Source organism: Blautia sp. AF26-2 (assembly GCF_003460955.1).
In the GTDB taxonomy this organism is placed as follows: Bacteria; Bacillota; Clostridia; order Lachnospirales; family Lachnospiraceae; genus Fusicatenibacter; species Fusicatenibacter saccharivorans.
In genome coordinates, this window is sequence record NZ_QTWD01000005.1 from 137476 (window position 1) to 160022 (window position 22547).

Genomic DNA, 22547 nt, shown 5'->3' on the forward strand with positions numbered 1-22547 from the left:
TATTTTCCTTTAAAGTGTCCTATACTGAAAAGTAGCAAAAATACACACCACCCTTTCATTTGGAGGATTTTTATGCAGAAGATTACGTTTCGAAAATTAGCTGGAGAAAAATATATTTACCCGGAACTGCAGGGACACTTTATCGAGTTTCTTGGCTCCTGTATTTATGATGGAATCTGGGTTGGAGAGGATTCGGAGATTCCGAATTATCATGGAATCCGAAAAGACCTTGTGGATGCATTTCAGAAGCTGCACCCGCCGGTGATCCGCTGGCCGGGCGGATGCTTTGCGGATGTGTATCACTGGCGGAATGGTATTGGCCCGCGGGAGCAGCGGCCGGTTACATACAATGAAAACTTCGGTACTTTCGAGACGGATCCCAATCAGTTCGGTACACACGAGATGATGGAATTTTGCGAGATGATCGGCGCGAAGCCATGGTTTAATATCAATATGATGACCGGCTCTCCATCCGAGATGCGAGAGTGGATGGAGTACTGTAACCGCAAAGAGCCGACGGCACTTTCGCAGGAACGAAAAACAAACGGCCATGAAAAACCGTTCGAGATTGAATACTGGGGTATCGGAAATGAAGTATGGGACGGCGGTGGAAAAATGACGCCGCAGATGTATGCGAACGAATACCGGAAATTCAGTTCCTCCTGTCCGTCGTTTGGAGGCGGCGATCAGGCATTTTCCATGAAATGCATCGCCAGCGGCCCGGATGGAAATAAGCCGAAAGAACGTGCTGCGTGGACGAAAGACTTTTTTAAGGAGATGGGAAAATACCGTATGCCATCGCTTTACGGCTATGATCTCCATTTTTACAACTGGAATCTGAAACAGCTTCAGACAGAGAAAAAGTTTGATGAAAAACAGTGGTATGATGTGATCAATGGATGCAAAGAGCTGGAAAATGTCATTCACGAGCAGCGCCGCCTGATAGACGCTGGTCTTGAGGCACTTCCGAAACCGGAGGGTCCGTTTCAGGCGGCACCGAGAAAATGTGAACTGATTGTCGGTGAGTGGGGAAACTGGCACAGCAGTGCGTTTAATGCACGCCCGGCGCTGTATCAGCAGTGTACGATGCGCGATGCCGTTACAACTGCACTGACGCTCGACATCTTCCACCGCAATACAGGGGATGTGCGCATGGCATGTGTGGCACAGTCTGTCAATGTCCTGAATTCCCTGTTCCTGACGGATGGTGAGCATTGTATTCTGACACCAAACTACGATGTGTTCGATATGTATCAGGTGCATCAGGGTGCGTATACGCTTGGCTTTGAGGAAAAGAACAAAGATCCTGAGGTCTGCATCTTTGCTTCGATCAAAAATGATGATATCTACGTCAACCTCGTAAATACAAGCTACAGCGAATCAAAGAAAATCGAATTGAAATTCAAACAGTATCCGGAATTTGTTGAGGCCAAAACACTGTACTCCCAAGATCCGCAGAACTACAACGATGCGAAACATCCGAACCGAGTCCGCTGCAAAGAAGGAAAAGCACCTGCACGGGAAAAAGACTCCTTCCAGATTGCACTGCCGGCGGCTTCGGTCAGCGTTTATCATTTCAGAAAAACAGAAACAGAAAAGTAATACATACAAAACGGGCCGCCCCGGGGAAAAGGATTGTTCTCACAGGGCGGCTCATTTCTATTACAAAAACAATTCAATCACAAATACCACGGCACAGCATGCCACCGAAACCTGAAACAGGCTTGCACCGAACCATGCGGCTGCGATGCCGACGACAAGCGCGAGTGCGCCGGAAACAGGGCTCTGTGTTGCATGGACAATCGCCGGGAAGGTCATGACTGACAGCGTCACGTATGGAACGTAGTACAGAAACGACTGAATAAACTGATTTTTAATCGGCTTCCGGATCAGCGTCAGCGGCAGAATCCGGATTGTGTAGGAAACCAGAGCCATGACGGCGATATAGATATAATTATTGTACATCAGCATTTTCCTCCTCTGTCTTTACCGGGAACAGGATAGCTCCGGCGCAGGAAATCAGAACGGTGAGCAGAATCGTTCTGGTTCCGTCGGAGAGAGTGGAGATGCCCGGGAGATAGCTGCAGATAAAGCTTAAGAAAAAGCTGACGGCAACAAGACCCGCTACCACACGGCTCTTTCGCGCCGGGGGAATGATGATTGCAAGGAACATGCCGTACAGCGCCACGCTTAAGGCACTGACAGCGCGCAGCGGCAGCAGATTTCCGGCAATAATACCAAGAGCCGTGCCGATCGACCACGCGGGAGCAGCGACGAGAATGGCACCGTATGTATAATACGGATTCAGCCAGCCCGGGCGCGCGATTGTGATGCCAAACAGTTCATCCGTTACATCGTAACCAATGAGAAAACGGTGGAAAAACGGCGTGTCCGGCGAAAAGCGCTGGGCAAGCGCACAGCTCATCAGAAGATACCGCGCATTGGCGATGAGCGTAATGATAGCGACCTGCAGATAGCCTGCGTTGGCGGCAATCAGTGTAAAGGCAGCGTATTCTCCGGCGGAAGCATTGTTGAAAAGACTGGCGAGAAAGCCCTGAAAAGGACTAAGACCTGCCTTACGCGCTGCAATGCCGAGCGAAAACGAGACCGCAAAATAGCCAAGCCCGATCGGAATGCCATCGCGGATTCCGTTGACCAGAACCTGGCGGGAAAATGAATAAGATCTTTGTGAACTCATAAAAAGCTACTTCCTTTTCCTTCGCAGAAGCTAGAGCATGTCTGAAAAAATCATTTCCGCAATCTGAGATTCGCAGCTTACGAAAAGTTTTTTTCAGACATGCTCTGGCATCTGGCAAAAATGTTGGGGTCAAGAGATCAAAAATCCTCTTGCAAGCGAGCTTGCACCGGCTTTTTGATCTTTTGCCCTGATATCTGATGAAAATTATAGCAAGTTTCGACAGGTTCGTAAACTCTTATTTTGTTCTTGTTCGTTTCACGCAGCCACTGCTTACGCCTGCGTTTCTAAGTCTGTTGAACTGAATTGTATAAAATTATGTACAAAAACAGAAGATAACGCTTGAAAATAGAAGAAAAATCCATTAATATCTATGTATACAAAAAACATTACCGAAGGTGGTGCCTACGATGAAACTGCGTGCGCTTGCAAAAATAAATCTTGGTCTTGATGTGACCGGAAAAAGAGAGGATGGTTACCATGAAGTCCGCATGGTAATGCAGACGATCCAGATGTACGATCAGCTGGAAATAAAGGAGAGAAAAGAACCTGGCATAAGGCTGACAACCAATCTGCCGTTCCTTCCGTGTAATGACGGAAATCTCGTATACAAAGCGGCAAAGCTTCTGATGGATGAATTTGATATCCATCAGGGAGTCGATATGAACCTGACAAAATTTATCCCGGTAGCGGCCGGCATGGCGGGCGGAAGCTCGGATGCGGCAGCAGCACTGGTAGGAATTAACCGCATGTTTCAGCTTGGTCTGACAAAACGCCAGCTGATGGAGCGGGGTGTGCAGATCGGAGCGGATGTTCCGTACTGTGTGATGCGCGGTACGGCGCTGGCAGAAGGAATCGGCGAAAAGCTGACATCCCTTCCCGGCGTACCGATGTGCTACGTGCTGATCGGAAAACCGGGCATCAATGTTTCGACGAAATTTGTCTATGGAAACCTGCATCTTGATGAGGTGACGGAGCATCCGGATATCGACGGCATGGTAGAGGCGATCCGAAATCATGACCTGTACGGCATCACGGACCGCATGGGAAATGTGCTGGAATCCGTGACGTGTCCGGCGTATCCGGTGATCGATGAGATCAAGGCACAGATGATGAAAAACGGTGCGGTCAATGCGATGATGAGCGGCAGCGGCCCGACCGTATTCGGCATTTTCGACGATCCGGACAAGGCAGAATTTGCCCGCGATCAGTTAAAAATAAGCGGACTGTCGAAACAGACATTCCTGACTACTGTATCAAAACCGGGAGGTACAAAGTATGGCAAAAAATGAGTTAGACCTGCAGATGGAGGATTATCAGTACCTTCCGCTCCGCGATGTCGTGTTCCGCACGCTGCGCCAGGCGATTCTGCGCGGGGAGTTAAAGCCGGGTGAACGGCTGATGGAGATCCGGCTGGCAAATCAGCTCGGCGTTTCACGTACACCGATCCGTGAAGCGATTCGCATGCTGGAATTGGATGGCCTTGTAATCATGGTGCCGCGAAAGGGTGCACAGGTGGCGCAGATCACGGAAAAAGATCTGAACGATGTGCTGGAGGTGCGGCTCGGACTCGAGGAGCTGGCGGTAAAACTGGCGTGTCAGCGGATTACAGAGAGCGAACTGCAGAAGCTTTATCAGGCATCGCGCAGCTTTGAACAAATGCTGGAGACAACAGAGACGGATGATCTGCAGAAGCTTGCACAGGCAGATGTGGCATTCCATGATGTGATTTATCAGGCGACGAACAACGAGCGCCTGATTCAGCTGCTGAACAATCTGCGGGAGCAAATGTACCGTTACCGGATTGAATATTTAAAGGATGTAAAATCCCGACGTTCCCTGGTCGAGGAGCACGATGCCCTCTATGAACGTATGAAAAATCGGGATCTTGCAGGCGCACAGAAGATGATCCGCGAGCATATCGAGCGACAGCAGGAGAGTATTATGCAGACCGTACATCACCAGAGCATGACGGGTGTAGAAGAAAAATAAAAGCGTATAAAATTTCGAAAAAGGAACATTCTGTTACAGAGTAAAAAAATCGTGACAGAATGTTTTTTTATGGAATTTTGCAGAGTATATTTCTCCAGATGGTTTTTCGGAAGCTTTCAAAAGGAGGAGAAGGAGGGACGCAGGCATGGAAAAAGAGAAGACGCAGATTTCACTCACACTGGCGGAAAATGAAAGCGTGATCCGTACATGGTGTGAAAATTGCGATGATATTCAGATCCGCCCGATGAAACTCGGCAAAACGGGCGGAACCGGTGCGCTGCTGATCTACGTAGAAGTGGCGGTGAGCTGCGTTATGTTGAAGGATTCCGTGATCGGGAAGCTGTTGAACCGTCTGATGGAGGTTCCCGAGGCAGATATCCCGGGGGTTCTCTCGGAAAATCGGCTCGGAATTTCGGATGCACTGGAATTTGACACTATGGAAGCTGCGTTCGCTTCCATGCTTGCGGGAAATGCAATTCTTTTTGTGGATCATTATGACCGTGCAGTCAAGATCGGATCGAAGGGTTATCCCAATTTAGGAGTGCAAAAAGCGGAGTCCGAAAAAGTGCTGCGCGGCTCTAACGAAGGTTTTTCCGACTCTGTCAAAACCAACACGGCACTCGTCCGCAAGCGTCTGCGGACCATCGATCTGAAAGTGGAGGAGATACATTTTGGTGCGCGTTCTGATACGGTTCTGGCTCTGGTGTATGAGAAAGAGTTGATTTATCCGAAATTTCTGGAAGAGGTAAAACAGCAGATTGCCGGCTGGGAAGTGGACGGCGTTTTTGACAGCGGCATGGTCGAGCAGCTCTGCGAACCGCAGTGGAAATCGCCGTTCCCGCGCTTCGAGACGACCGAACGGCCGGACCGCGCGGCGATGGAGATTCTGGACGGAAGAATCCTGCTTTTATGTGATAATTCCCCGGTCGGGATTCTCTTCCCGGCATCATTTGACAGCTTTTTAAAGGTCAGTGAGGACCGGTATCATCATTTTCTGATCGTCTCATTTGAGCGGCTGCTGCGGTATGCGGCGGTCTTTCTCGCCCTGTGGATTTCGGGCGGATACCTGGCTGTCACGGGCTTTCACACGCAGGTGCTTCCGACCAAACTCCTGCTGGCGTTCGCCGAAGCGCGGAAAGGCGTTCCTTTCCCCGGCATTCTGGAAATTCTTCTGATGGAATTTGCTTTTGAACTGATCCGCGAGGCCGGTGTGCGCATGCCGGGGCCGCTTGGCGGGACGATCGGAATTGTGGGCGGACTGATCATCGGAGATGCAGCGGTTTCCGCCAATCTGGTGAGCCCGATGACCGTCGTTGTGGTTGCGGTTTCGGCGCTCTGTTCGCTGGCGATTCCGAACGAAGAGTTCGGTGCGCCGTTCCGGCTGCTGAAATTCGGCTTCATTTTGCTCGGCGGATGGCTCGGCATTTTCGGCATGGTGCTCGGCACGTTTCTTCTCGCGGGTCATCTCGCCGGGCTTACGAGTTTTGGCATTCCCTATCTGATGCCGTTCGTCGGGAAAGGACTTGCGGGCTACCATGCGCCGAAGGATTCCGTATGGCGGCCGCCGCTGCATCAGATGCGGGAGCGGCCGGTCTTTACAAAGCGCGATCAGAGAGTGCGGCTGCGGAAAAACAGAAAAGCTGCGGAGCCGGAAGAAAAGCAGGAAAGGGGAGAGTGACGCATGTTTTCGGAAAATGACAGAATTTCACAGCGCCAGATGGAACGCCAGATCGTGCTCGTTCTGCTCTGCCCGGCGTTCTGGCAGCTCGCGGCGTACGGCGCATCGGACGGCCTGCCCGGTATGGCAGGGATTTTCGTTGGATATGGGCTGCTGGCGGTGTGGTGCATTTATCTCGTGCGCCTTGGCGGGCTTTACTGCCGCCTGGAAAGCGTGATGGGAAAGGCTGGGAAACTCCTTCTGGCAGTGATGTATCTGTGTTATCTGCTTTTCCTCGGCGGAACACTGCTTCGCAGAATGGCGGAGCTTGCCGCCGCGTATCTGACAGCGGGTGTACCGCAGGAGCTCTGCGGACTGTTTCTGCTCGCGGCGGCCGGGTTTGGTGTCGGCAGTGAAGTACAGAAAAGAGGACGGCTGGCGGAAGCACTCTATCCGTGGATTGTGGGCGGGATTTTGATTCTGCTTCTGCTGACGGTTCCGCAGATGCATTTTTCCTCGTTTGAGGATGCCTGGGAGACAGCAAAGTCTGTTGAAATTGTGGATAACGGAATACTTTTTGGGTGGAATGTGTGGAGAACACTGGAAAATGGAACACCGATTGCGCTGCTGCCGTTTTTACTGGGGCATGTGCAGAAAGAGCACAGGAGTGTCATTCTTCCGGTGACGCAGAGTATCTGGAAAACGGGGCTTCTTGTAATTGCAGGAAGCATGGCGCTGCTCGGCGTTTTCGGCCGGCGCGGCACGGCTGCGGCGCAGGACCCGCTCTTACTGTTAATGGCAGGAACGAGCCTGCCGGGTGGATTTCTGGAGCGGTTTGATATTCTGTGGATGGCATTTCTTTTGATGGGACTGCTGTTCACACTGGGAAGTCTGCTGTTTTACGTATCGCTGATCGGAGAGAAGACGGGACTGTGGAAACCGCAGAATCTCTATGTACGGATCGGTACAGTGCTTTTTATATGGCTGCTGTCATGCGCGGAAAGCGGCTGGTCGGTCCGATACGGTTACTTTCCGTTTTTCCTTGCCATCACGGTGCTGCTCGGCTTCTGCCAGAAGCATATGAAAAAACTGCGGCTTGTGTGTCTGGCGCTGGGCAGTATGATTTTCCTGTCATCCTGCGGGGCAGTAGAGCCGGAAAAGCGGCTGTATCCACTGGCGGTTGCCTTTGATTATGTGTCGGAAGAGGCGACTGCGCCGGAAAACAGTGAAACTGGGGAAGAAACCGGGACGGCGGTCAGTGAGAGCGGCGGAGAAAAGAAGACGGCTGGCGGTAAATGGCGCGTCTGGTATGCGCCTGCGAATCTTGCGGTGGTGACCGGCCAGGGAAAGGATGAGCAGGAGGAGGGAACCGACGAGGACCCCGCATCGCTGTTCTTTGAAGCGGAGACGTTTGAGGAGATTGCGCAGCAATATGACAGCACAGAGGAATATGATCTCGACACCGGACACGTCCAGGCGATTGTATTTTCCGATGCACTGCTCAGTGACCGGGGACGGATGGAAGAACTGTTGAAGTACCTGGAACAGGACCGTGCGCTTGGGCACAGTGCCTATCTGTTTCACGCAGAAAAACCAGAAGATATCATGGAGCAGAACGGAAAACAGGTGGAGTCTGTCGGTGAGTACCTGTGCGGAATTTATGACAACCGGGTGAAAAGAAAAGAGGCGGTGACACTGGCGGACTTGTGCTATGCGTGGGAAAACGAAAGGAGCATTCTGTGGATTCCGAAAGCGCCGTAAAAGGTTTAAAGTGTATGGAATATCGGAGCGGGCAGTGAGTGTCTGTGTATAAAAGTTTTGAAATCCGGCAAAACTGGAAAAAACAGGAGGCAGCATATGAATGAGAAAAAAGTACAGAGCCGGAAACGGAATCAAAATCAGACACAGAAGAAATCCAGGGACAGGCAGGCGCAGCCCCGAAATACATTTGGGAACCAGCATAGAAGTCAATTCCAGGCGGCATTTCAAATTTTCTGCCGCCGCTGGCTCCCCGTCTGCATTGCGGCGCTGATCCTTTCCGGAACCGCCAATCTTCTCCGCGAGTCTCGTCTGCAGCAGGAAGTCGCTGCAAAGATCGTGCGCTTTCACGTAAGAGCCAACAGCGACTGCGCCTCCGACCAGCAGATCAAGCTTCAGGTACGCGATGCCGTTGCCGAAGAACTGCAGACGATCCTGCACGGAGCCGAAACAAAAGCAGAAACCGAAGAAATCCTGCGTGAAAACGAGCCCTCCATCCGTGCCGCCGCCCTTCAGACGCTGCGCGCAGGAGGCAGTACTGACGATATCACCGTAACGTACGGAAAAGCCAGTTTTGAGGAAAAAGAAACGGGCAATTATATTCTCCCCGCCGGAACGTACGACGCTCTTCAGATCAACATCGGCAGAGCCAAAGGGCACAACTGGTGGTGCATGCTGTACCCGTCCATCTGCTTTTCGGATGCCCTGCGCCCCGTAAACGAGGACGGCGAAAGTGCAGAAAAAGTCGAAAAAAGCCGGATTCCGCTGCAGAATCTGTTGAGTGACGCCGCCTACCGCGAAATCCTGAAAAGTGACCGGATTTCGTTCCGGTTTTTCTGGCGTTAGGCGGATTTTTCGAAAGACTTTCAAGAGAAATGATTGCAATATTCCTCCATTCGGGTTAAAATAATGTATCAGCGACCTATTTTAACCAGGGTCGTGAAATGAAAAAAGAAATGTAAAAATTCAGATATATTAAATATAGAAATGAACCCCATTCGGCATGACAAAAAAGTAATGCCGGATGAAAAATGGAGGAAAGTATGAAAGCAGACAGACAGGCGCCGATCGGCGTCTTTGATTCCGGTGTCGGCGGACTGACCGTAGTGCGTGAGATTATGCGAAACCTGCCCGACGAACGAATCGTATATTTTGGAGATACCGCGCGTGTGCCGTACGGTTCCAAATCGAAAAATACCGTCATCCGTTATTCCCGCCAGATCGTACACTTTCTGGAAACCCAGCAGGTCAAGGCAATCGTCATCGCCTGCAACACCGCAAGTGCGCTGGCACTCGATACGATCGAAAAAGAGATTGATCTCCCGATCATCGGCGTGGTAAAACCGGGCGCACAGATGGCCGTCGAGACGACGCAGAACAAGCGCGTCGGCGTCATCGCAACCGAGAGCACTATTCAGAGCGGCCTCTACCAGCAGCTTATTACCGAGGCAGATCCGGCGATCACCGTTTACGGAAAACCGTGTCCGCTGTTCGTGCCGCTCGTGGAAGAGGGCTGGACAAAAGATCCGATCACCGAGGAAGTGGCGCGCCGCTATCTGGCAGAGATTCTGGATAAAGACATCGACACGCTGATTATGGGATGCACCCACTATCCGCTGCTGCGTTCTCTGCTGCGGAAAGTAGTCGGAGAAAAAGTAACACTCGTCAACCCGGCATACGAAACCTCACAGGCACTGCGCAGACTGCTGCGGGAGCTGGATCTGGAGAATCCGGGAAACGATGAGCTGGGCCGTCAGAAATACCAGTTCTTCGCAAGCGACGGCGTGGAGCGGTTCAATGCCTTCGCACATTCCGTTCTGCCGGAGCAGATCAGCGATACGAAACAGGTACAGATTGAAAACTATTAAAAACGACATACAGAAAAGAGAGAGGAACATCAGAAAAGGATGGAAAAAGACGTACTCATCAGCATCCGCGGACTGCAGTATCTGATGGATGAGGAATCCGGCGAACAAGAACCGGTGGAGGTTATGACGACGGGTTCGTACTACAAGAAAAATGGCCATCACTTTCTGATCTACGACGAGGCAACCGAAGGCTTTGACATGATGACGCACAACATGATCAAATTTACGGAAAACGCCCTCGAGGTGCGCAAGCGCGGCCTCATTGATGTCCATATGATTTTTGAGGAGGATAAAAAGAACATTTCGTTTTATCATACGCCATATGGCATAATCAACATGGGAGTTGCGGCGACGAAGGTCAGAATGAAAGAGACGCCGGATCAGATTTTACTGAAGGCAGAATACGCGCTCGACATCAACGACAGCTACGTGGGGGACTGCGTAATCGATATCGAGGTAAGACCGCGGGAAGGTGGAAAACTGAATTTATAAAAAAATACCCGGGAAGAATGAAAATTATTCAACTCGGGTATTTTCGCGAGCAACGAGCCAAAGTCCTGGCTTGCACGAGACCTTGGCGACTGCCGCGAAAGCAAAAAGAAACACGCAAAGCGTGTTTCTTTTTGCTTCAGATGAAATTTTATTTTTCCTCGCCGCGTGCCTTGCGGAGCATTTTCTGCCAGAAGCCGTTTTTCTTTGCCGGCTGCTCTAAAGAACCGCGGATGCCGCGAACTCCGGTGATATAGATACCGCTTACGGTAGCCTTGACTTCTTTTTTTACCGGGATCTGATCGAAGATAGCAGCGTCGCAGATCAGGGTCATGATTCTCGGACCGACTTTTGCTTTGACGATCGGCAGTTTTGCACGACGCATCATTTTCGGTGTCTGGTCGATGACCATCTGTGGAAGTCCGGAATCTTTCATGCGAAGCTTTTTCTTATCTATGATCAACATGGAGACAGTCTGTTTCATGGCCTCCATTTGTTCCTGCTGTGCGGCCTGTTTTGTCTGTGCTTTTTTACCGAAGTAATACAGCAGACCAAGGATGACAGCGATGACAGCTAATACGATTAATACGATAATCCAGGGTTTCATCCCTCTATTCCTCCTCTGCAAAAAATAATGTGGGCATCGGAACATACAATGCCAGTCTATGAACATTCTAACATTGATTTCGGCAAAACGCAAACACATTTTAGCGCAATCCAGGCGATTTTACGGTCGAAAATCATAAGAATTTCTAAAATCGGAGCCCCAGCCTTTTTTTTACCAGACAAGTATGGTAAAATGAGATTTACAACGCGCCGGGAACGGCGTAGTATGGAGGAAAATTCAAGAATGAAAAGAAAAGCAGCAGTCATGCTTCTGCTCATGACACTGGGAGCAGCCAGTGTGAGCGGATGTGGAAAAAACAATACAACAAGCAGCAGTTCCGTATCAAGCGCAAGCAGCACAAGCGCTTCCTCAGCATCCGATGCGTCGAGCGCAGGTAGCACATCGTCCGACAGCACAGCTTCTGAGGAATACGCTTCCCCGAGTGATGTAGACGGGATTCCGGTTGTCGATGAGGAAGTTGATCCGGCAGAGTGTGTAACGCTTGGAGATTACAAAAAGCTCACACTGGAAAAGAAAGTAGAGCAGGTAACGGATGATGACGTACAGACGGCCATTATGGCAGAGACAGCTGTCACCATGGACGATCCGGATGCCACCGTACAAAAAGGCGACACCGCCGATATTGCCTATGTTGGCAAAGTTGATGGCAAGGAGTTTGACGGCGGAAGCAGCGATTCCTACAATCTGGTGATCGGATCCGGTACCTTCATCGATGGATTTGAGGATGGTGTCATTGGAATGAAAACAGGGGAGACAAAGGATCTGAACCTGAAATTCCCTGACAGCTATCAGAGTACCGATCTGGCAGGAAAAGATGTTGTGTTTACCGTTACGGTAAATGCGTTTACCCGCCCGGCAGAAAACATTGACGGATGGGAGCTCGATGATGCATGGGTAGCAAAAAATACAGATTACAGTACTGTGGAGGAATACCGTGCCGGAAAACGCGCAGAGCTGGAGGCTGCAAATGAGACGACAGCGGAAAATAATCTGCAGAATGACGCGATGCAGCAGATGGCAGACGGCTGTACGTTTCACAAAATTCCGAAATCCTATATCACCCTTGGCGAAGAGGATTACGATAAACGGTATACCACTTATCTTCAGAATTACGGCATTTCCCTGGACGACTATCTGGAGCAGTATGCGGACAGAGCAACCTACAATCAGGAGAAAGCAACGTATGCAGGAACGATGGCAAAAAGTGCCCTTCTTCTGGATGCTGTAAAAGAGGCAGAAGGCTGGACTACAGATGACCAGGATTACCAGCAGATCTTAAACGACGAGGCAGCCAATGCCAATATGTCGCAGGAAGATTTCCTGAAAGCAGCCAATGACTATTACGGGGAAGATACGGTAGTGCGCAATATCATGATGGAGCGCATGATCAATATGGTTCTCGATAATGCAACGGTCAATACTGTGACTGTGGATGCAGACGGAAATACAGTAGAATAAAAAGAGAAATCACCCCGGAAAACAGGATAAAAATTTCTGTTTTCCGGGGTGATTTAACCGAATCAAGTAAGTCCCCTGCTTCCATTGCGAAAAGCAATAAGCAGTGGGTGGGGACTTGCTTGTATCAGGAGGAGTGCAAGCTCCTTCTGATAAACTGCGGAGCAGTTATTCAGTTATGAGCAAGTAGCGAAGCGGATTGCGAATATCCGCTTCGCATGTGGGAAACGAATTGTGTTCGTTACGCCATGATTTTGCGGAACAGATCCTTCAGATCTTCTACGCTTGCATCCTTCGGATTGCCCGGTGCGCAGGCATCTGCGTGTGCGGAATCTGCAAGGAACTGCAGATCTTCTTCTTTGACTGCCTCGAGAACAGACGGGATTCCAACGTCTGCGGACAGCTTCTTAACAGCATCAATCGCTGCTTTTCTGTACTCTTCCTGAGACATTTCGTCTACACCTGCAACGCCCATGGCACGTGCGATTTCACGGTATTTCTCACCGGTGCACTCCTGGTTGTATTCCATAACGATCGGAAGCATCATGGCACATGCAACACCGTGTGGGGTATCATAAACAGCACCAAGGGTGTGTGCCATGGAGTGAGCGATTCCAAGACCTACGTTGGAGAAGCCCATACCTGCGATGTACTGGCCAAGAGCCATTCCTTCGCGTCCCTCTTTGGTGTTTGCGACAGCACCGCGCAGAGATTTGGAGATGAGTTCGATGGCTTTCAGATGGAACATGTCAGTCATTTCCCATGCAGCTTTTGTGGTGTAACCCTCGATTGCGTGGGTCAGAGCGTCCATACCGGTGGAAGCGGTCAGGCCTTTTGGCATGGAGGACATCATATCCGGGTCAACAACTGCGATGATTGGCATATCGTGCGGGTCAACGCATACGAATTTACGTTTTCTTTCAACGTCTGTGATAACGTAGTTGATGGTAACCTCTGCAGCAGTACCGGCTGTGGTCGGAACAGCGATGATCGGTACGCATGGATTTTTGGTCGGTGCAGTGCCTTCAAGGCTTCTGACATCCTCAAACTCCGGGTTTGCGATGATGATACCGATGGCTTTGGAGGTATCCATAGAAGAACCGCCGCCGATGGCGATCAGATAGTCAGCGCCGGAGGCCTTGAAAGCTTCTACGCCGTGTTTCACGTTTTCGATGGTCGGATTTGGCTTGATATCGCTGTAAAGCTCATAGTCGAGTCCATTTGCGGCCAGAATATCGGTTACTTTGGAAGTAACGTTGAATTTAATCAGATCCGGGTCAGAGCATACGAATGCTTTTTTGAAGCCGTGTGCTTTTGCTTCGTTTGCGATTTCGGCAATAGCGCCTGCTCCGTGATAAGAGGTTGCATTTAAATTAATACGATTTGCCATGATTGAAAAACTCCCTTCTAAAATGAATAAATAGTTTTACTGAACTTGTTATTATATTAACAAATCCGGAAGGGAAAAAGAAAGTGACAGAAGAGGCGAAGTGTAACACTTTAAAAAAAATCGCCATTGTGACAAAAACAACAGAACAAAATTTGTGAAAAATAACCAGAGCGTGTCTGAAAAACCATTTCCGCAATCTGCAAGTCCCACTTTGACACGCTCTAAGAGAGCAGCTGCAGATTTCGGAACAGTTTTTTTAAGTCTTCCGGCATTGCCCGGACGAGAAGAGCGGCAAACTCGGAAGGTGTCAGATCCATGCTGGTAAGCACCCATTTTACGGTCATGGTGATGGAACCCTGACAGTACATTTCGAGAAGAAAATGTATTTCCGGTGAAACCGGACTGCCGCTTTTTTCGTGAATCAGATTTTCGTAGAACGCGAGAATCAGATCGAAATCGTGCTCACGCAGAGAATTCTGCTTGTCGTAGCGGAAGGCAGCGGCGAAAAAAGCTTTTTCTTTCTGAATATAGGTAAATTTCTTTTCCAGACTGTCAAAAACGGTCGTTCCGCGACCCATATGTTCGAAGGATTTTGTCAGTAATTTATCAAAGTACCAGTTGATCAGATCGTATTTGTCGAGAAAATTACGATAGAAGGTCTGGCGGGTAACACCACAGATTTCACAGATCTGGCGCACGGTGATCTCTTCGACAGGGGTTGATTTCATGCACTCCTTCATGGATTCGGCAAGACGGTATTTTGTTTTTTCTCCTTTGGGAGCAGATACGGTGGAATGGATCATCCGGGCAGTTTCCTTTCGCTTCGAAAATTGTAACTATGCAGAGTTATGCATATATTATAACGCGAATCCGAAAAAATAAAAAGCCCTGAACATGTTCCGGAGATAAGATACAGGAACATATTCAGGACGATTTTGCTTATTTTCTTTTGTTTACGGCCTGTCCGACACAGTAGCATACAGCGGCAACAACCATACCGTTGATGGAAGCGATGCCCCAGTGTAAGAGGTTCGCAACAATGGCACCGAGAATGACACCGGCAACCGCAAACCAGTCTACGGTTTTAGGCTTCGGCTGATCGGCTTCAAAGTCCTCTTTGTTCATGAAGTAGGCGAGCACCAGAATCATGCCGACCGGCGGCAGGGTACAGTTCAGAATGTTGAGCCAGCCGCAGAAGTTGTAGTACAGCCATACGGAGGCAACCGTTCCGATGATACCGGAAAGGAGAACCATCGGTTTTTTCCTCTGATGGAAGATGTTGGCAAGACCAAGACCTGCGGTGTACAGAGCGTTGTCGTTTGTAGTCCAGATATTAAGACCGAGAACGAGAACAGCCAGGTAGAACAGGTTCAGGCGGACCATAACCTCGAAGATATCGTTTCCGCCGACAAAGATCGAGGAAACGGCACCGAAGAAGAACATCAGGGAGTTTCCGATGAAGAAGGCCACAACCGTGGTGATGGCACCCGCTTTTCCGTCCTTTGCAAAACGTGCGAAGTTCGGGGTTGCGGTTCCGCCGGAAACGAAGGAGCCGATGACAAGACCGGCACCGCCGATGATAGTCAGAGATCCGCTGGATTTGGCAAACTGATCGATGATCGTTCCGTCGCCTCTCATTACGGCCATGACCATGGCGATCGTTCCGAGAATGGCAACACTTGGTACAGCGATATAGCTGACGATGGTCAGAGATTCAATACCAAAATAGGCAGAGGCGGTCATGCAGACGCCGGCAAGAATAACAAGTCCCCACTGTGCCGCAGTGCTTCCGCCGAGCAGCTCCTTGGAAACCGGAATTGCAAACATGGCAAGACCGACACCAAACCATCCGATCTGCGTAAAGCTGGTCATGGCTGACGGCAGATAGGAACCTTTTTCGCCAAAGGCTCTCTGGGACAAAAGATCAAGTGACAGACCGGTTTTTGCACCGACGTAGCCGAGCAGACCGGTATAAATACCAAGAATGATTCCGCCAAGGATCAGTGATCCCAAAAAGCCCCAGAAATCGAGGCCGTCAGCGAGCTGCTGGCCGACCCACATGCTTGCCGAGAAGAAGGTGAAGCCAAGCATGATCATAAACATGGTTACTACATTTTTCCGGGCAGAAGACGGAACCGCGCTGTCCGCGAAGTCAACATCTTTTACTTTCTTTTCTTTTTCCATAATATCTCCTGAAAACTGTGATTACGGTTCGCCGAAATTCAGCGAACCGTAAGAAATGGTTTTTTGTTACAGCATGTATTTGCGAAGTGCTGCGGTAAACTCTTCAATTCGTTCAGCCGCAATTTCTTTCAGGGTAGCATCGCCAAGGCTTGCAATATAGCCTTTTTCCTGGCGGTACAGCCATTTGGTCACACGTTCATCGATTTCTTCGTAGTGATTGATGTGAATCCACTCTTCGTAGGATGCGCCAAGCGGGCAGCCGAGCTTCTCCTCGAGCAGTCTGGTGAAGTCGATCCGGTCGGCTCTCTCCAGCATTTTATTCCAGAAATCGAGAACCTCCTCGACATGCTCGTGGATTTCATAGCGTCTTGCACCGCCATCGTAGATGATGCATTTTTCAAACAGCGGATCGCGCATGGAAAGCGTTTCTCTTCGGAACTCCGGTGCAATGATACCGTCTTTCCAGTAGAAATCGACATCCGGCAGATTGATTCCGGATACGCCCCTGTCCTGATAGGTGCTGAAGATTCCTTCGTAATATACGGTGATAAAGCCTTCAAACTCCGGCCAGAACTCGCGGATTTCTTTTGTGAGACGTTCCAGGATTTTGATTCCGGTTGTGCCGCCGATCGTAAAGATGATAATGTTGCGAAGGGAAGCACCATGCTCACGATAGAAATCGGTTACGTAGCGCAGGCAGTGGATCAGCGTCTCACCCGTTGCGATAATATCGCCGATCAGAAGTGTGCTTCCTGGAACCATCGTCAGCTTGCTGTACTTGATTTCCAGCCCTGCGATTTCTTCCTCTTTAAAGACACGCTCACTTGACAGAAAGCTGATGTCATGTACACGAATGTGTTCGCGGTAGCAGCTTTCCTCCAGCGGATAATTCAAAGCACCGCGCAGGATGGAAAGGATGTTGGCTGCGGTTACTTTTCCCTGCTCTTTAAAATAATAAAGCATCTGTGAAGTGGACGGGATCAGGCAGTGATAAACCTCATACCCGACAACCTCCGGTGTGTTCAGAAGTTTTCTTGTCTCTGCTTCGGAAACGACATAGTATTCGTTTTCATAATCGCCGCCTGCGAGGCGGTAGCAGTCCACGCCCTGTTCCGAAAACTCCGGCACCAGTTTTACTTCATTCCATTTTTCCATTCAAAAGTTCCTCCCGGTTTTCCCTCTTTGGTAAACATGTTATAAACTTTTAACAGTGTAAGGTGTAGCAACCTGATTGTCAAGGGAAAAGGCGAATTTACATGATTTTCTTACAGAAGAAGGGAATGCGCCGCGAGAAAAGGAATTTTACCGGGTTTTGCCTTCTCCGGAAAAGTATTCCTTTGTAAGCTCCACAACCTTGCCCGAAAGCAGGAAGAGCGCAATCAGGTTTGGGATCGCCATGAGACCGTTGAAGGTCTCGGCAATGCTCCACATCAGGCCAAGATTTGCGGTGGCGCCAAGGATGGCAACCAGCGCATAGGCGGCCATAAAATATTTTGTGATTCTTTCGGAGAATAAAAACTCGATGCAGCGTGCACCGTAAAGTCCCCATCCGAGAATCGTGGAAAAGGCGAAGCAGCACATCGCGAACGCGGTGAGCAGCGAAACCCAGTTTCCGTATGTAAGGGTAAAACCGCTGATGGTCAGCTCTGCGCCGGCAGCCTGTCCGTAGGTGATGGAAGTACCGCTGCAGAGAATAACAAGTGCAGTTAAGGTACAAATCACGATCGTATCAGTAAATACCTCAAAGATACCGAACATACCCTGTTTGACTGGTTTTTTTGTGTCGGCACAGGCATGCGCGATCGAACCGGTACCAAGACCTGCCTCGTTTGAGAAAATACCGCGGGACACACCTTTTTTCACACTCATGAGCATGCTTCCGACGATACCGCCTGTAACAGCAGAGGGACGGAAGGCGCCCTCAAGGATCGATACGAAAACAGACGGAATCCGGTTGAGATTCAGCAAAATTACACCGATGGCAAGGACAATATAAAACAGAGCCATAAACGGAACGAGCTTTTCTGTTACCTGTGCGATCCGTTTGACACCGCCGAGCAGGATCAGCGCTACGAGTGCCGCAATAATGATACCCTGAATCAGGTTGGAGGTCGGGATCGCGTCTTTTGAGATCACATGGTAATTCATCAGTGCGGAGTTGACTGCGGTTGTGATGGTGTTGACCTGCGTTGCATTTCCGGTTCCGAACACAGTCAGTACACCGAAAGCAGCGAAAAGATAGGCCAGAAAATGCCATTTTTTGCTGAGACCGTTTTTGATGTAATACATCGGTCCGCCGACGAGTTCCCCGTTGGCGTTTTTCTCGTGATAGAAAACAGCCAGTGTTACCTCGGCAAATTTCGTACACATGCCGAGCAGGGCGGAAACCCACATCCAGAACACGGCACCGGGTCCGCCGATAGCGATAGCGCCGGCAACACCGGCAATATTACCGGTACCGACCGTGGCGGCAAGTGCTGTACAGACCGCCTGGAACGGTGTAATTGCGCCATCGGAAGCATCTCGTTTGCGGAACATTCTTCCGAGCGTTGTGCGGATCGCATACGGGAATTTTCGAATCTGGAGAAAACGGGTGCGCAGACTCAGGTAAAGGCCGACACCGAAAATGCAGATCATAGCCGGAACACCCCAGATAAAATTGTTCACGGCATTGTTGATGGTTTCAATCAGTTGGAGCATAGATACCTCTTTCTTTTTCATAAGCAGAAGCACTTTCTTGGAAGATCAGTGCTTTCATAAAGTAACACAATGCAAAAAGTATATCATCTCAGACGAGATTTGCAAGTTTTTTTCGAGAAAAAACGCGGACCCCCAATTTTTTGCGATTCCGGAAAGATATATTTTCTCTAGCCTTATGGGTTTACCATGAGCCAGGCGGTTTTTTACGTTTTCTTCCAGTTTTTGTGAAGGAATGCAGCGAAGTATGATAGAATAGAGAAAAAACAGAAAAGAGGATTATTGCCATGTTTCAGGTAATTGATATGCACTGCGACACCATCCCGGCGCTGCAGTGGAAGGAAAAACAGGAGCATCTTGCGGATGCGGATCTTCAGATCAATCTGGATAAGCTGGAAAAGGGCGGCAGCCTCTGCCAGTGCTTTTCTCTGTTTACGTTCCTGAAGGGACTGAAAGACGAAACACCGTTTGAGCATGTGAGAAAGCTGGCTGATCTCTGGAAATCAGAGGTGGAACGGTATCCGGACCGCATTTGTCAGATCAAAACGTATGCGGATCTGATGCAGGTACAGAAGGAAGGAAAAATAGGTGCGGTGATGACCGTCGAAGAGGGTGGTGTTTACGAAGGCAGTATCGAAAAACTGCACACACTGTACGATCTCGGTGTGCGGATTTCCACGCTGACCTGGAACTTTCCGAATGAGCTTGGATTCCCGAACCCGGCGCAGGAAGAGGGAAAGCCATATCTTCCGGATCTTGAAAACGGGCTGACACCGACCGGTATTACCTTTGTCGAGGAGATGGAGCGGCTCGGCATAGTGATCGATTTATCACACTTAAATGATGCCGGAATCCGCGATGTTTTTGCACATACGAGAGGTCCGGTCATTGCATCCCATTCCAATGCGCGCGGTGCGTGCTTCCATCTGCGAAACCTTTCAGATGAAATGATTCGTCAGCTCGCAGAGCGTGGCGGCGTCACCGGTATCAATTTCTGTCCGTCGTTTCTGCGCGAGGAGGAGCCGGCGGCGAAAAAGGCATCGACGATGGATATGGTACGCCATATGAAATATCTGCGCAACGTCGGCGGCATCGATATCATCGGCCTTGGAACCGATTTTGACGGTTTCAGCGGTGAAACGGATGTGCCGGACACCGCGCATATGCAGCATCTCGCAGATGTAATGAGCCACGACGGTTTCACCGATGAAGAGATAGAGAAGGTCTTTTCCAAGAATGTACTTCGGGTGTTTAGAGAATGCTGGAAATAAAACTACAGCTCCGGTGATGCCGCCAGAAGCTCCTTTGTATAATCATTCTGCGGATGCACAAACAGTTCTTCCGTCTCCGCGTTCTCCACAATCCGGCCTTCTTTCATCACGAGAACCCGGTCGCACATCTGATAGATCACGTTGAGGTCATGCGAGATAAAGAGAATCGAGAGCTGAAGCTCCTCCTGAAGCTGAACCATCAGCTCCATGATCTGCTTCTGAATCGTCACATCGAGAGCGGAAACCGGTTCGTCGGCAAGGATCAGGCGTGAGCCCTGGATCAGTGCGGCCGCGATGCTGACTCTCTGGCGCTGGCCGCCGGAGAGCTCATGCGGGCGGCGTTTCAGGTGCTCTGCGGAGAGACCGACTCTTTCAGCCATCGCAAGAACCCGTTTTTTTCGTTCTTCTTTCGGAACCTTCTGCATCCGAAGCGGTTCTTCTAAAATCCAGGAGATTTTCTTCGCCGGATTCAGGGAGGAAAACGGGTCCTGGAAAATCATCTGCGGATGGTCGACCTGCGAAATTATTTCGCCTTCATCTGGGCGGATAAATCCTAAGATCACTTTGGAGAGTGTCGATTTTCCGCATCCGCTTTCTCCGACGAGACCGAGAATTTCATTTTCATGAAGCTCGAAAGAGATATCATGAAGCACCGTTTTTCTCTGCTTTCCCTCCTGATAGGAGGCAGAAATATGGCTGACTTTCAGAATGTTGTTCGGACTGATTTCTTCCATGGGTTATTCCTCCTTTTTCGCCGGCGGAGCAGCTTTTTTGTCAGAGCCTGTCGGCCATTGAGCTGTTGGAGCGATTTTGATTCGCTTTCGCAGCGATGTTCGTCGGTTCGGAATTGCATCGAGCAGGCGGCGGGTGTAGTATTCCTTCGGGTGGAAAAAGACATCGTCCACACTGCCGGATTCCACAATCGACCCATGATTCATGACGATGACCCGGTCACAGAGCGAACGGATGACGCCGAGGTCGTGTGAGATAAAAAGAATCGCCGTGTGATGGCGTTCATTGATTTTTTTCAGCAGCTTTAAGATCTGCGACTGAATCGTCACATCAAGAGCTGTTGTCGGCTCGTCTGCAATCAGAAGCTTCGGTTCTGTAATAAGCGCCGCAGCGATCATCACCCTCTGGCGCTGACCGCCGGAGAGCTGGTGAGGGTATTTTTTGCAAAGCTTTTCCGGGTCGGGAAGCTCGACCTCATGCATTATGGCAAGAACCTTTTCATGACGTTCTGCCGGTGTGCAGCTCTCATGGATCAGCAGTCCCTCTGCAATCTGTTCTTCGATGGTCAGAACCGGATTTAAAGAGGTCATCGGCTCCTGAAAAATCATACTGATTTCTTTTCCGCGGATGCGCTGCAGATCCTGGCTGGAAGCGTGCGCAACGGAAGAACCTTCGTAGAGAATTTCTCCGTCGGATACGGCGGAATTTTCCTTTAAAAGGTGCAGAATGGAGAGTGCCGTCTGGGTTTTGCCGGAACCGGATTCCCCGACAATGCCAAGCGTCTCACCTTCTTCGAGGGAAAAGGAGATGCCTTTTACCACTTCGGTCGGTGGCGTGGTATCGTAAAATGCAATTTTTAAGTCACGTACATCGAGAAGTGCCATATCAGTTACCGCCTTTCTTCTGTAATCCGTCGCCGAGGAGCGATACGCCAAGCGCCAGTAAAATGACGGCAAGACCGGGGAAAACAGAGCCCCAGGGAGCAGTCATCAGATACGTCTGGGATTCTGAGAGCATCCGTCCAAGCGAGGCATCGGGCGGCTGGACACCGATGCCGAGAAAGCTCATGCCGGCCTCGGAGAGAACGGCGTTGTTGAAACCGATTGCTGCCATCGAAAGAAGGGACGGGACCGTATTTGGCAGGATATGTACAAATATGATCCGAAGATGGGAAACACCCATCAGACGGGCACTTTTGACATAGTCCATATCTTTGCGTGCGAGAAATTCGCTTCTGGTGATACGTGCAAAGCTCGGAATGAATACGATACCGAGTGCAAGGATCACGTTGTATTTGCCGGGACCCAGCAGCGCGATAAATACCAGCGCCAGCAGGATTCCCGGAAAGGAAACAATGACATCGTTTATGCGCATCAGGATTTCGTCAATCCATCCGCCAAAATACCCGGTGAACGCACCGACGAGGACGCCAATGGTTCCGCCGAGCAGCAGAGTAGCGAAAGCGACGAAGAAGGTTGTACCGGTTCCTTTTAAGACGCGGCTGAAAATATCGCGTCCAAAGTGATCGCAGCCGAACGGGTGCGACAGAGAGGGAGCAGCAAACTTGGCTGCGCCGTTCATTGCATCCGGGTCGTACGGTGTGTAGAAAAAGCCGATCAGAAGAAACAGAAGCATAAAAGCGGTGAGAACAGCTCCGATGATCAGCGTGAGATTGCGTTTCTTTTTCATAATGAAAACCCTTTCCTTTGTCGTGGGCGGCTCCCCATGACC

Annotated in this window: 22 protein-coding genes; 10 read left to right on the forward strand and 12 right to left on the reverse strand. The window is 50.1% G+C overall.

From position 1 onward, the window contains the following. Window positions 1-72: 72 nt before the first annotated feature. Complete coding sequence (locus tag DWY63_RS08170; protein WP_117510029.1) at window positions 73-1602, forward strand: alpha-N-arabinofuranosidase; 1530 nt, start codon at window positions 73-75, stop codon at window positions 1600-1602. A gap of 60 nt (window positions 1603-1662) precedes the next feature. Here the strand turns inward: DWY63_RS08170 and DWY63_RS08175 are convergent, their stop codons facing one another. Together DWY63_RS08175 and DWY63_RS08180 are read right to left on the reverse strand one after the other, a co-directional pair. Continuing rightward, window positions 1663-1965: an AzlD domain-containing protein gene (locus tag DWY63_RS08175; protein ID WP_330410127.1), complete on the reverse strand. Its 303-nt coding sequence runs from the start codon at window positions 1963-1965 to the stop codon at window positions 1663-1665. Next, complete coding sequence (locus DWY63_RS08180; RefSeq protein WP_022462149.1) at window positions 1955-2698, reverse strand: AzlC family ABC transporter permease; 744 nt, start codon at window positions 2696-2698, stop codon at window positions 1955-1957. The genes DWY63_RS08175 and DWY63_RS08180 overlap by 11 nt, the downstream gene beginning before the upstream one ends. Before the next feature lie 407 nt (window positions 2699-3105). Here DWY63_RS08180 and ispE point away from each other — a divergent pair, with 407 nt between their 5' ends. The 7 genes from ispE (at window position 3106) to DWY63_RS08215 (ending at window position 10462) form a co-directional block, all read left to right on the forward strand. Beyond that, the gene (ispE, locus tag DWY63_RS08185) at window positions 3106-3987 is read left to right on the forward strand and encodes a 4-(cytidine 5'-diphospho)-2-C-methyl-D-erythritol kinase (RefSeq protein WP_117801837.1); all 882 of its coding nucleotides are present in this window, start codon (window positions 3106-3108) and stop codon (window positions 3985-3987) included. Continuing rightward, window positions 3974-4687: a GntR family transcriptional regulator gene (locus tag DWY63_RS08190; RefSeq protein WP_055221789.1), complete on the forward strand. Its 714-nt coding sequence runs from the start codon at window positions 3974-3976 to the stop codon at window positions 4685-4687. The genes ispE and DWY63_RS08190 overlap by 14 nt, the downstream gene beginning before the upstream one ends. A gap of 145 nt (window positions 4688-4832) precedes the next feature. Continuing rightward, entirely contained in the window at window positions 4833-6365 is a 1533-nt protein-coding gene (locus DWY63_RS08195) for a spore germination protein (RefSeq protein WP_117801838.1), read from the forward strand. Between the two features lie 3 nt (window positions 6366-6368). Then, window positions 6369-8105 (forward strand): GerAB/ArcD/ProY family transporter, encoded by a 1737-nt coding sequence (locus DWY63_RS08200; protein WP_117801839.1) that lies wholly within the window; start codon window positions 6369-6371, stop codon window positions 8103-8105. Between the two features lie 96 nt (window positions 8106-8201). Further along, window positions 8202-8948, forward strand: a complete 747-nt coding sequence (gene spoIIR / locus DWY63_RS08205; protein WP_117510034.1) for a stage II sporulation protein R — start codon at window positions 8202-8204, stop codon at window positions 8946-8948. 197 nt (window positions 8949-9145) lie between these two features. Further along, window positions 9146-9970 (forward strand): glutamate racemase, encoded by an 825-nt coding sequence (murI, locus tag DWY63_RS08210; protein ID WP_055221779.1) that lies wholly within the window; start codon window positions 9146-9148, stop codon window positions 9968-9970. 39 nt (window positions 9971-10009) lie between these two features. Next, window positions 10010-10462 carry a DUF1934 domain-containing protein gene (locus DWY63_RS08215; protein ID WP_117801840.1) on the forward strand — a complete coding sequence of 151 codons (453 nt, stop codon included), beginning with the start codon at window positions 10010-10012 and terminating at the stop codon, window positions 10460-10462. 148 nt (window positions 10463-10610) lie between these two features. Here DWY63_RS08215 and DWY63_RS08220 read toward each other — a convergent pair whose 3' ends face one another. Further along, a complete protein-coding gene (locus DWY63_RS08220) occupies window positions 10611-11066 on the reverse strand; it encodes a hypothetical protein (protein WP_117510035.1) in 456 nt (151 codons plus the stop codon). 243 nt (window positions 11067-11309) lie between these two features. Between DWY63_RS08220 and tig the strand changes: the two genes are divergently transcribed. Further along, window positions 11310-12545: a trigger factor gene (gene tig / locus DWY63_RS08225; RefSeq protein WP_158568342.1), complete on the forward strand. Its 1236-nt coding sequence runs from the start codon at window positions 11310-11312 to the stop codon at window positions 12543-12545. A gap of 238 nt (window positions 12546-12783) precedes the next feature. On the opposite strand, the gene fucO is transcribed toward tig, so the two are convergent. From fucO to DWY63_RS08250, 6 genes are all read right to left on the reverse strand, one after another. Further along, window positions 12784-13932 (reverse strand): lactaldehyde reductase, encoded by a 1149-nt coding sequence (gene fucO / locus DWY63_RS08230; protein ID WP_117801842.1) that lies wholly within the window; start codon window positions 13930-13932, stop codon window positions 12784-12786. Window positions 13933-14042: 110 nt separating this feature from the next. Continuing rightward, the gene (locus tag DWY63_RS19105) at window positions 14043-14150 is read right to left on the reverse strand and encodes a DUF6783 domain-containing protein (RefSeq protein ID WP_416388165.1); all 108 of its coding nucleotides are present in this window, start codon (window positions 14148-14150) and stop codon (window positions 14043-14045) included. Between the two features lie 3 nt (window positions 14151-14153). Continuing rightward, the gene (locus DWY63_RS08235; RefSeq protein ID WP_117801843.1) at window positions 14154-14735 is read right to left on the reverse strand and encodes a TetR/AcrR family transcriptional regulator C-terminal domain-containing protein; all 582 of its coding nucleotides are present in this window, start codon (window positions 14733-14735) and stop codon (window positions 14154-14156) included. A 136-nt stretch (window positions 14736-14871) separates the two neighbouring features. Next, the gene (codB, locus tag DWY63_RS08240) at window positions 14872-16116 is read right to left on the reverse strand and encodes a cytosine permease (RefSeq protein ID WP_117801844.1); all 1245 of its coding nucleotides are present in this window, start codon (window positions 16114-16116) and stop codon (window positions 14872-14874) included. Between the two features lie 66 nt (window positions 16117-16182). Further along, a complete protein-coding gene (locus DWY63_RS08245) occupies window positions 16183-17271 on the reverse strand; it encodes a hypothetical protein (protein WP_117801845.1) in 1089 nt (362 codons plus the stop codon). A gap of 147 nt (window positions 17272-17418) precedes the next feature. Next, window positions 17419-18816 (reverse strand): alanine/glycine:cation symporter family protein, encoded by a 1398-nt coding sequence (locus tag DWY63_RS08250; RefSeq protein ID WP_055267140.1) that lies wholly within the window; start codon window positions 18814-18816, stop codon window positions 17419-17421. A gap of 284 nt (window positions 18817-19100) precedes the next feature. On the opposite strand from DWY63_RS08250, the gene DWY63_RS08255 reads away from it, so the two are divergent. Next, entirely contained in the window at window positions 19101-20084 is a 984-nt protein-coding gene (locus DWY63_RS08255) for a dipeptidase (protein ID WP_117801846.1), read from the forward strand. Between the two features lie 2 nt (window positions 20085-20086). Here the strand turns inward: DWY63_RS08255 and DWY63_RS08260 are convergent, their stop codons facing one another. From DWY63_RS08260 to DWY63_RS08270, 3 genes are read right to left on the reverse strand one after another with little or no spacing between them, the layout of a single operon-like run. Then, window positions 20087-20818, reverse strand: coding sequence for an ABC transporter ATP-binding protein (locus DWY63_RS08260; protein WP_117801847.1), 732 nt, complete (start codon window positions 20816-20818; stop codon window positions 20087-20089). A gap of 3 nt (window positions 20819-20821) precedes the next feature. Next, a complete protein-coding gene (locus DWY63_RS08265; RefSeq protein ID WP_117801848.1) occupies window positions 20822-21700 on the reverse strand; it encodes an ATP-binding cassette domain-containing protein in 879 nt (292 codons plus the stop codon). Between the two features lies 1 nt (window position 21701). Beyond that, a complete protein-coding gene (locus DWY63_RS08270; RefSeq protein ID WP_022462692.1) occupies window positions 21702-22505 on the reverse strand; it encodes an ABC transporter permease in 804 nt (267 codons plus the stop codon). Window positions 22506-22547 lie beyond the last annotated feature (42 nt).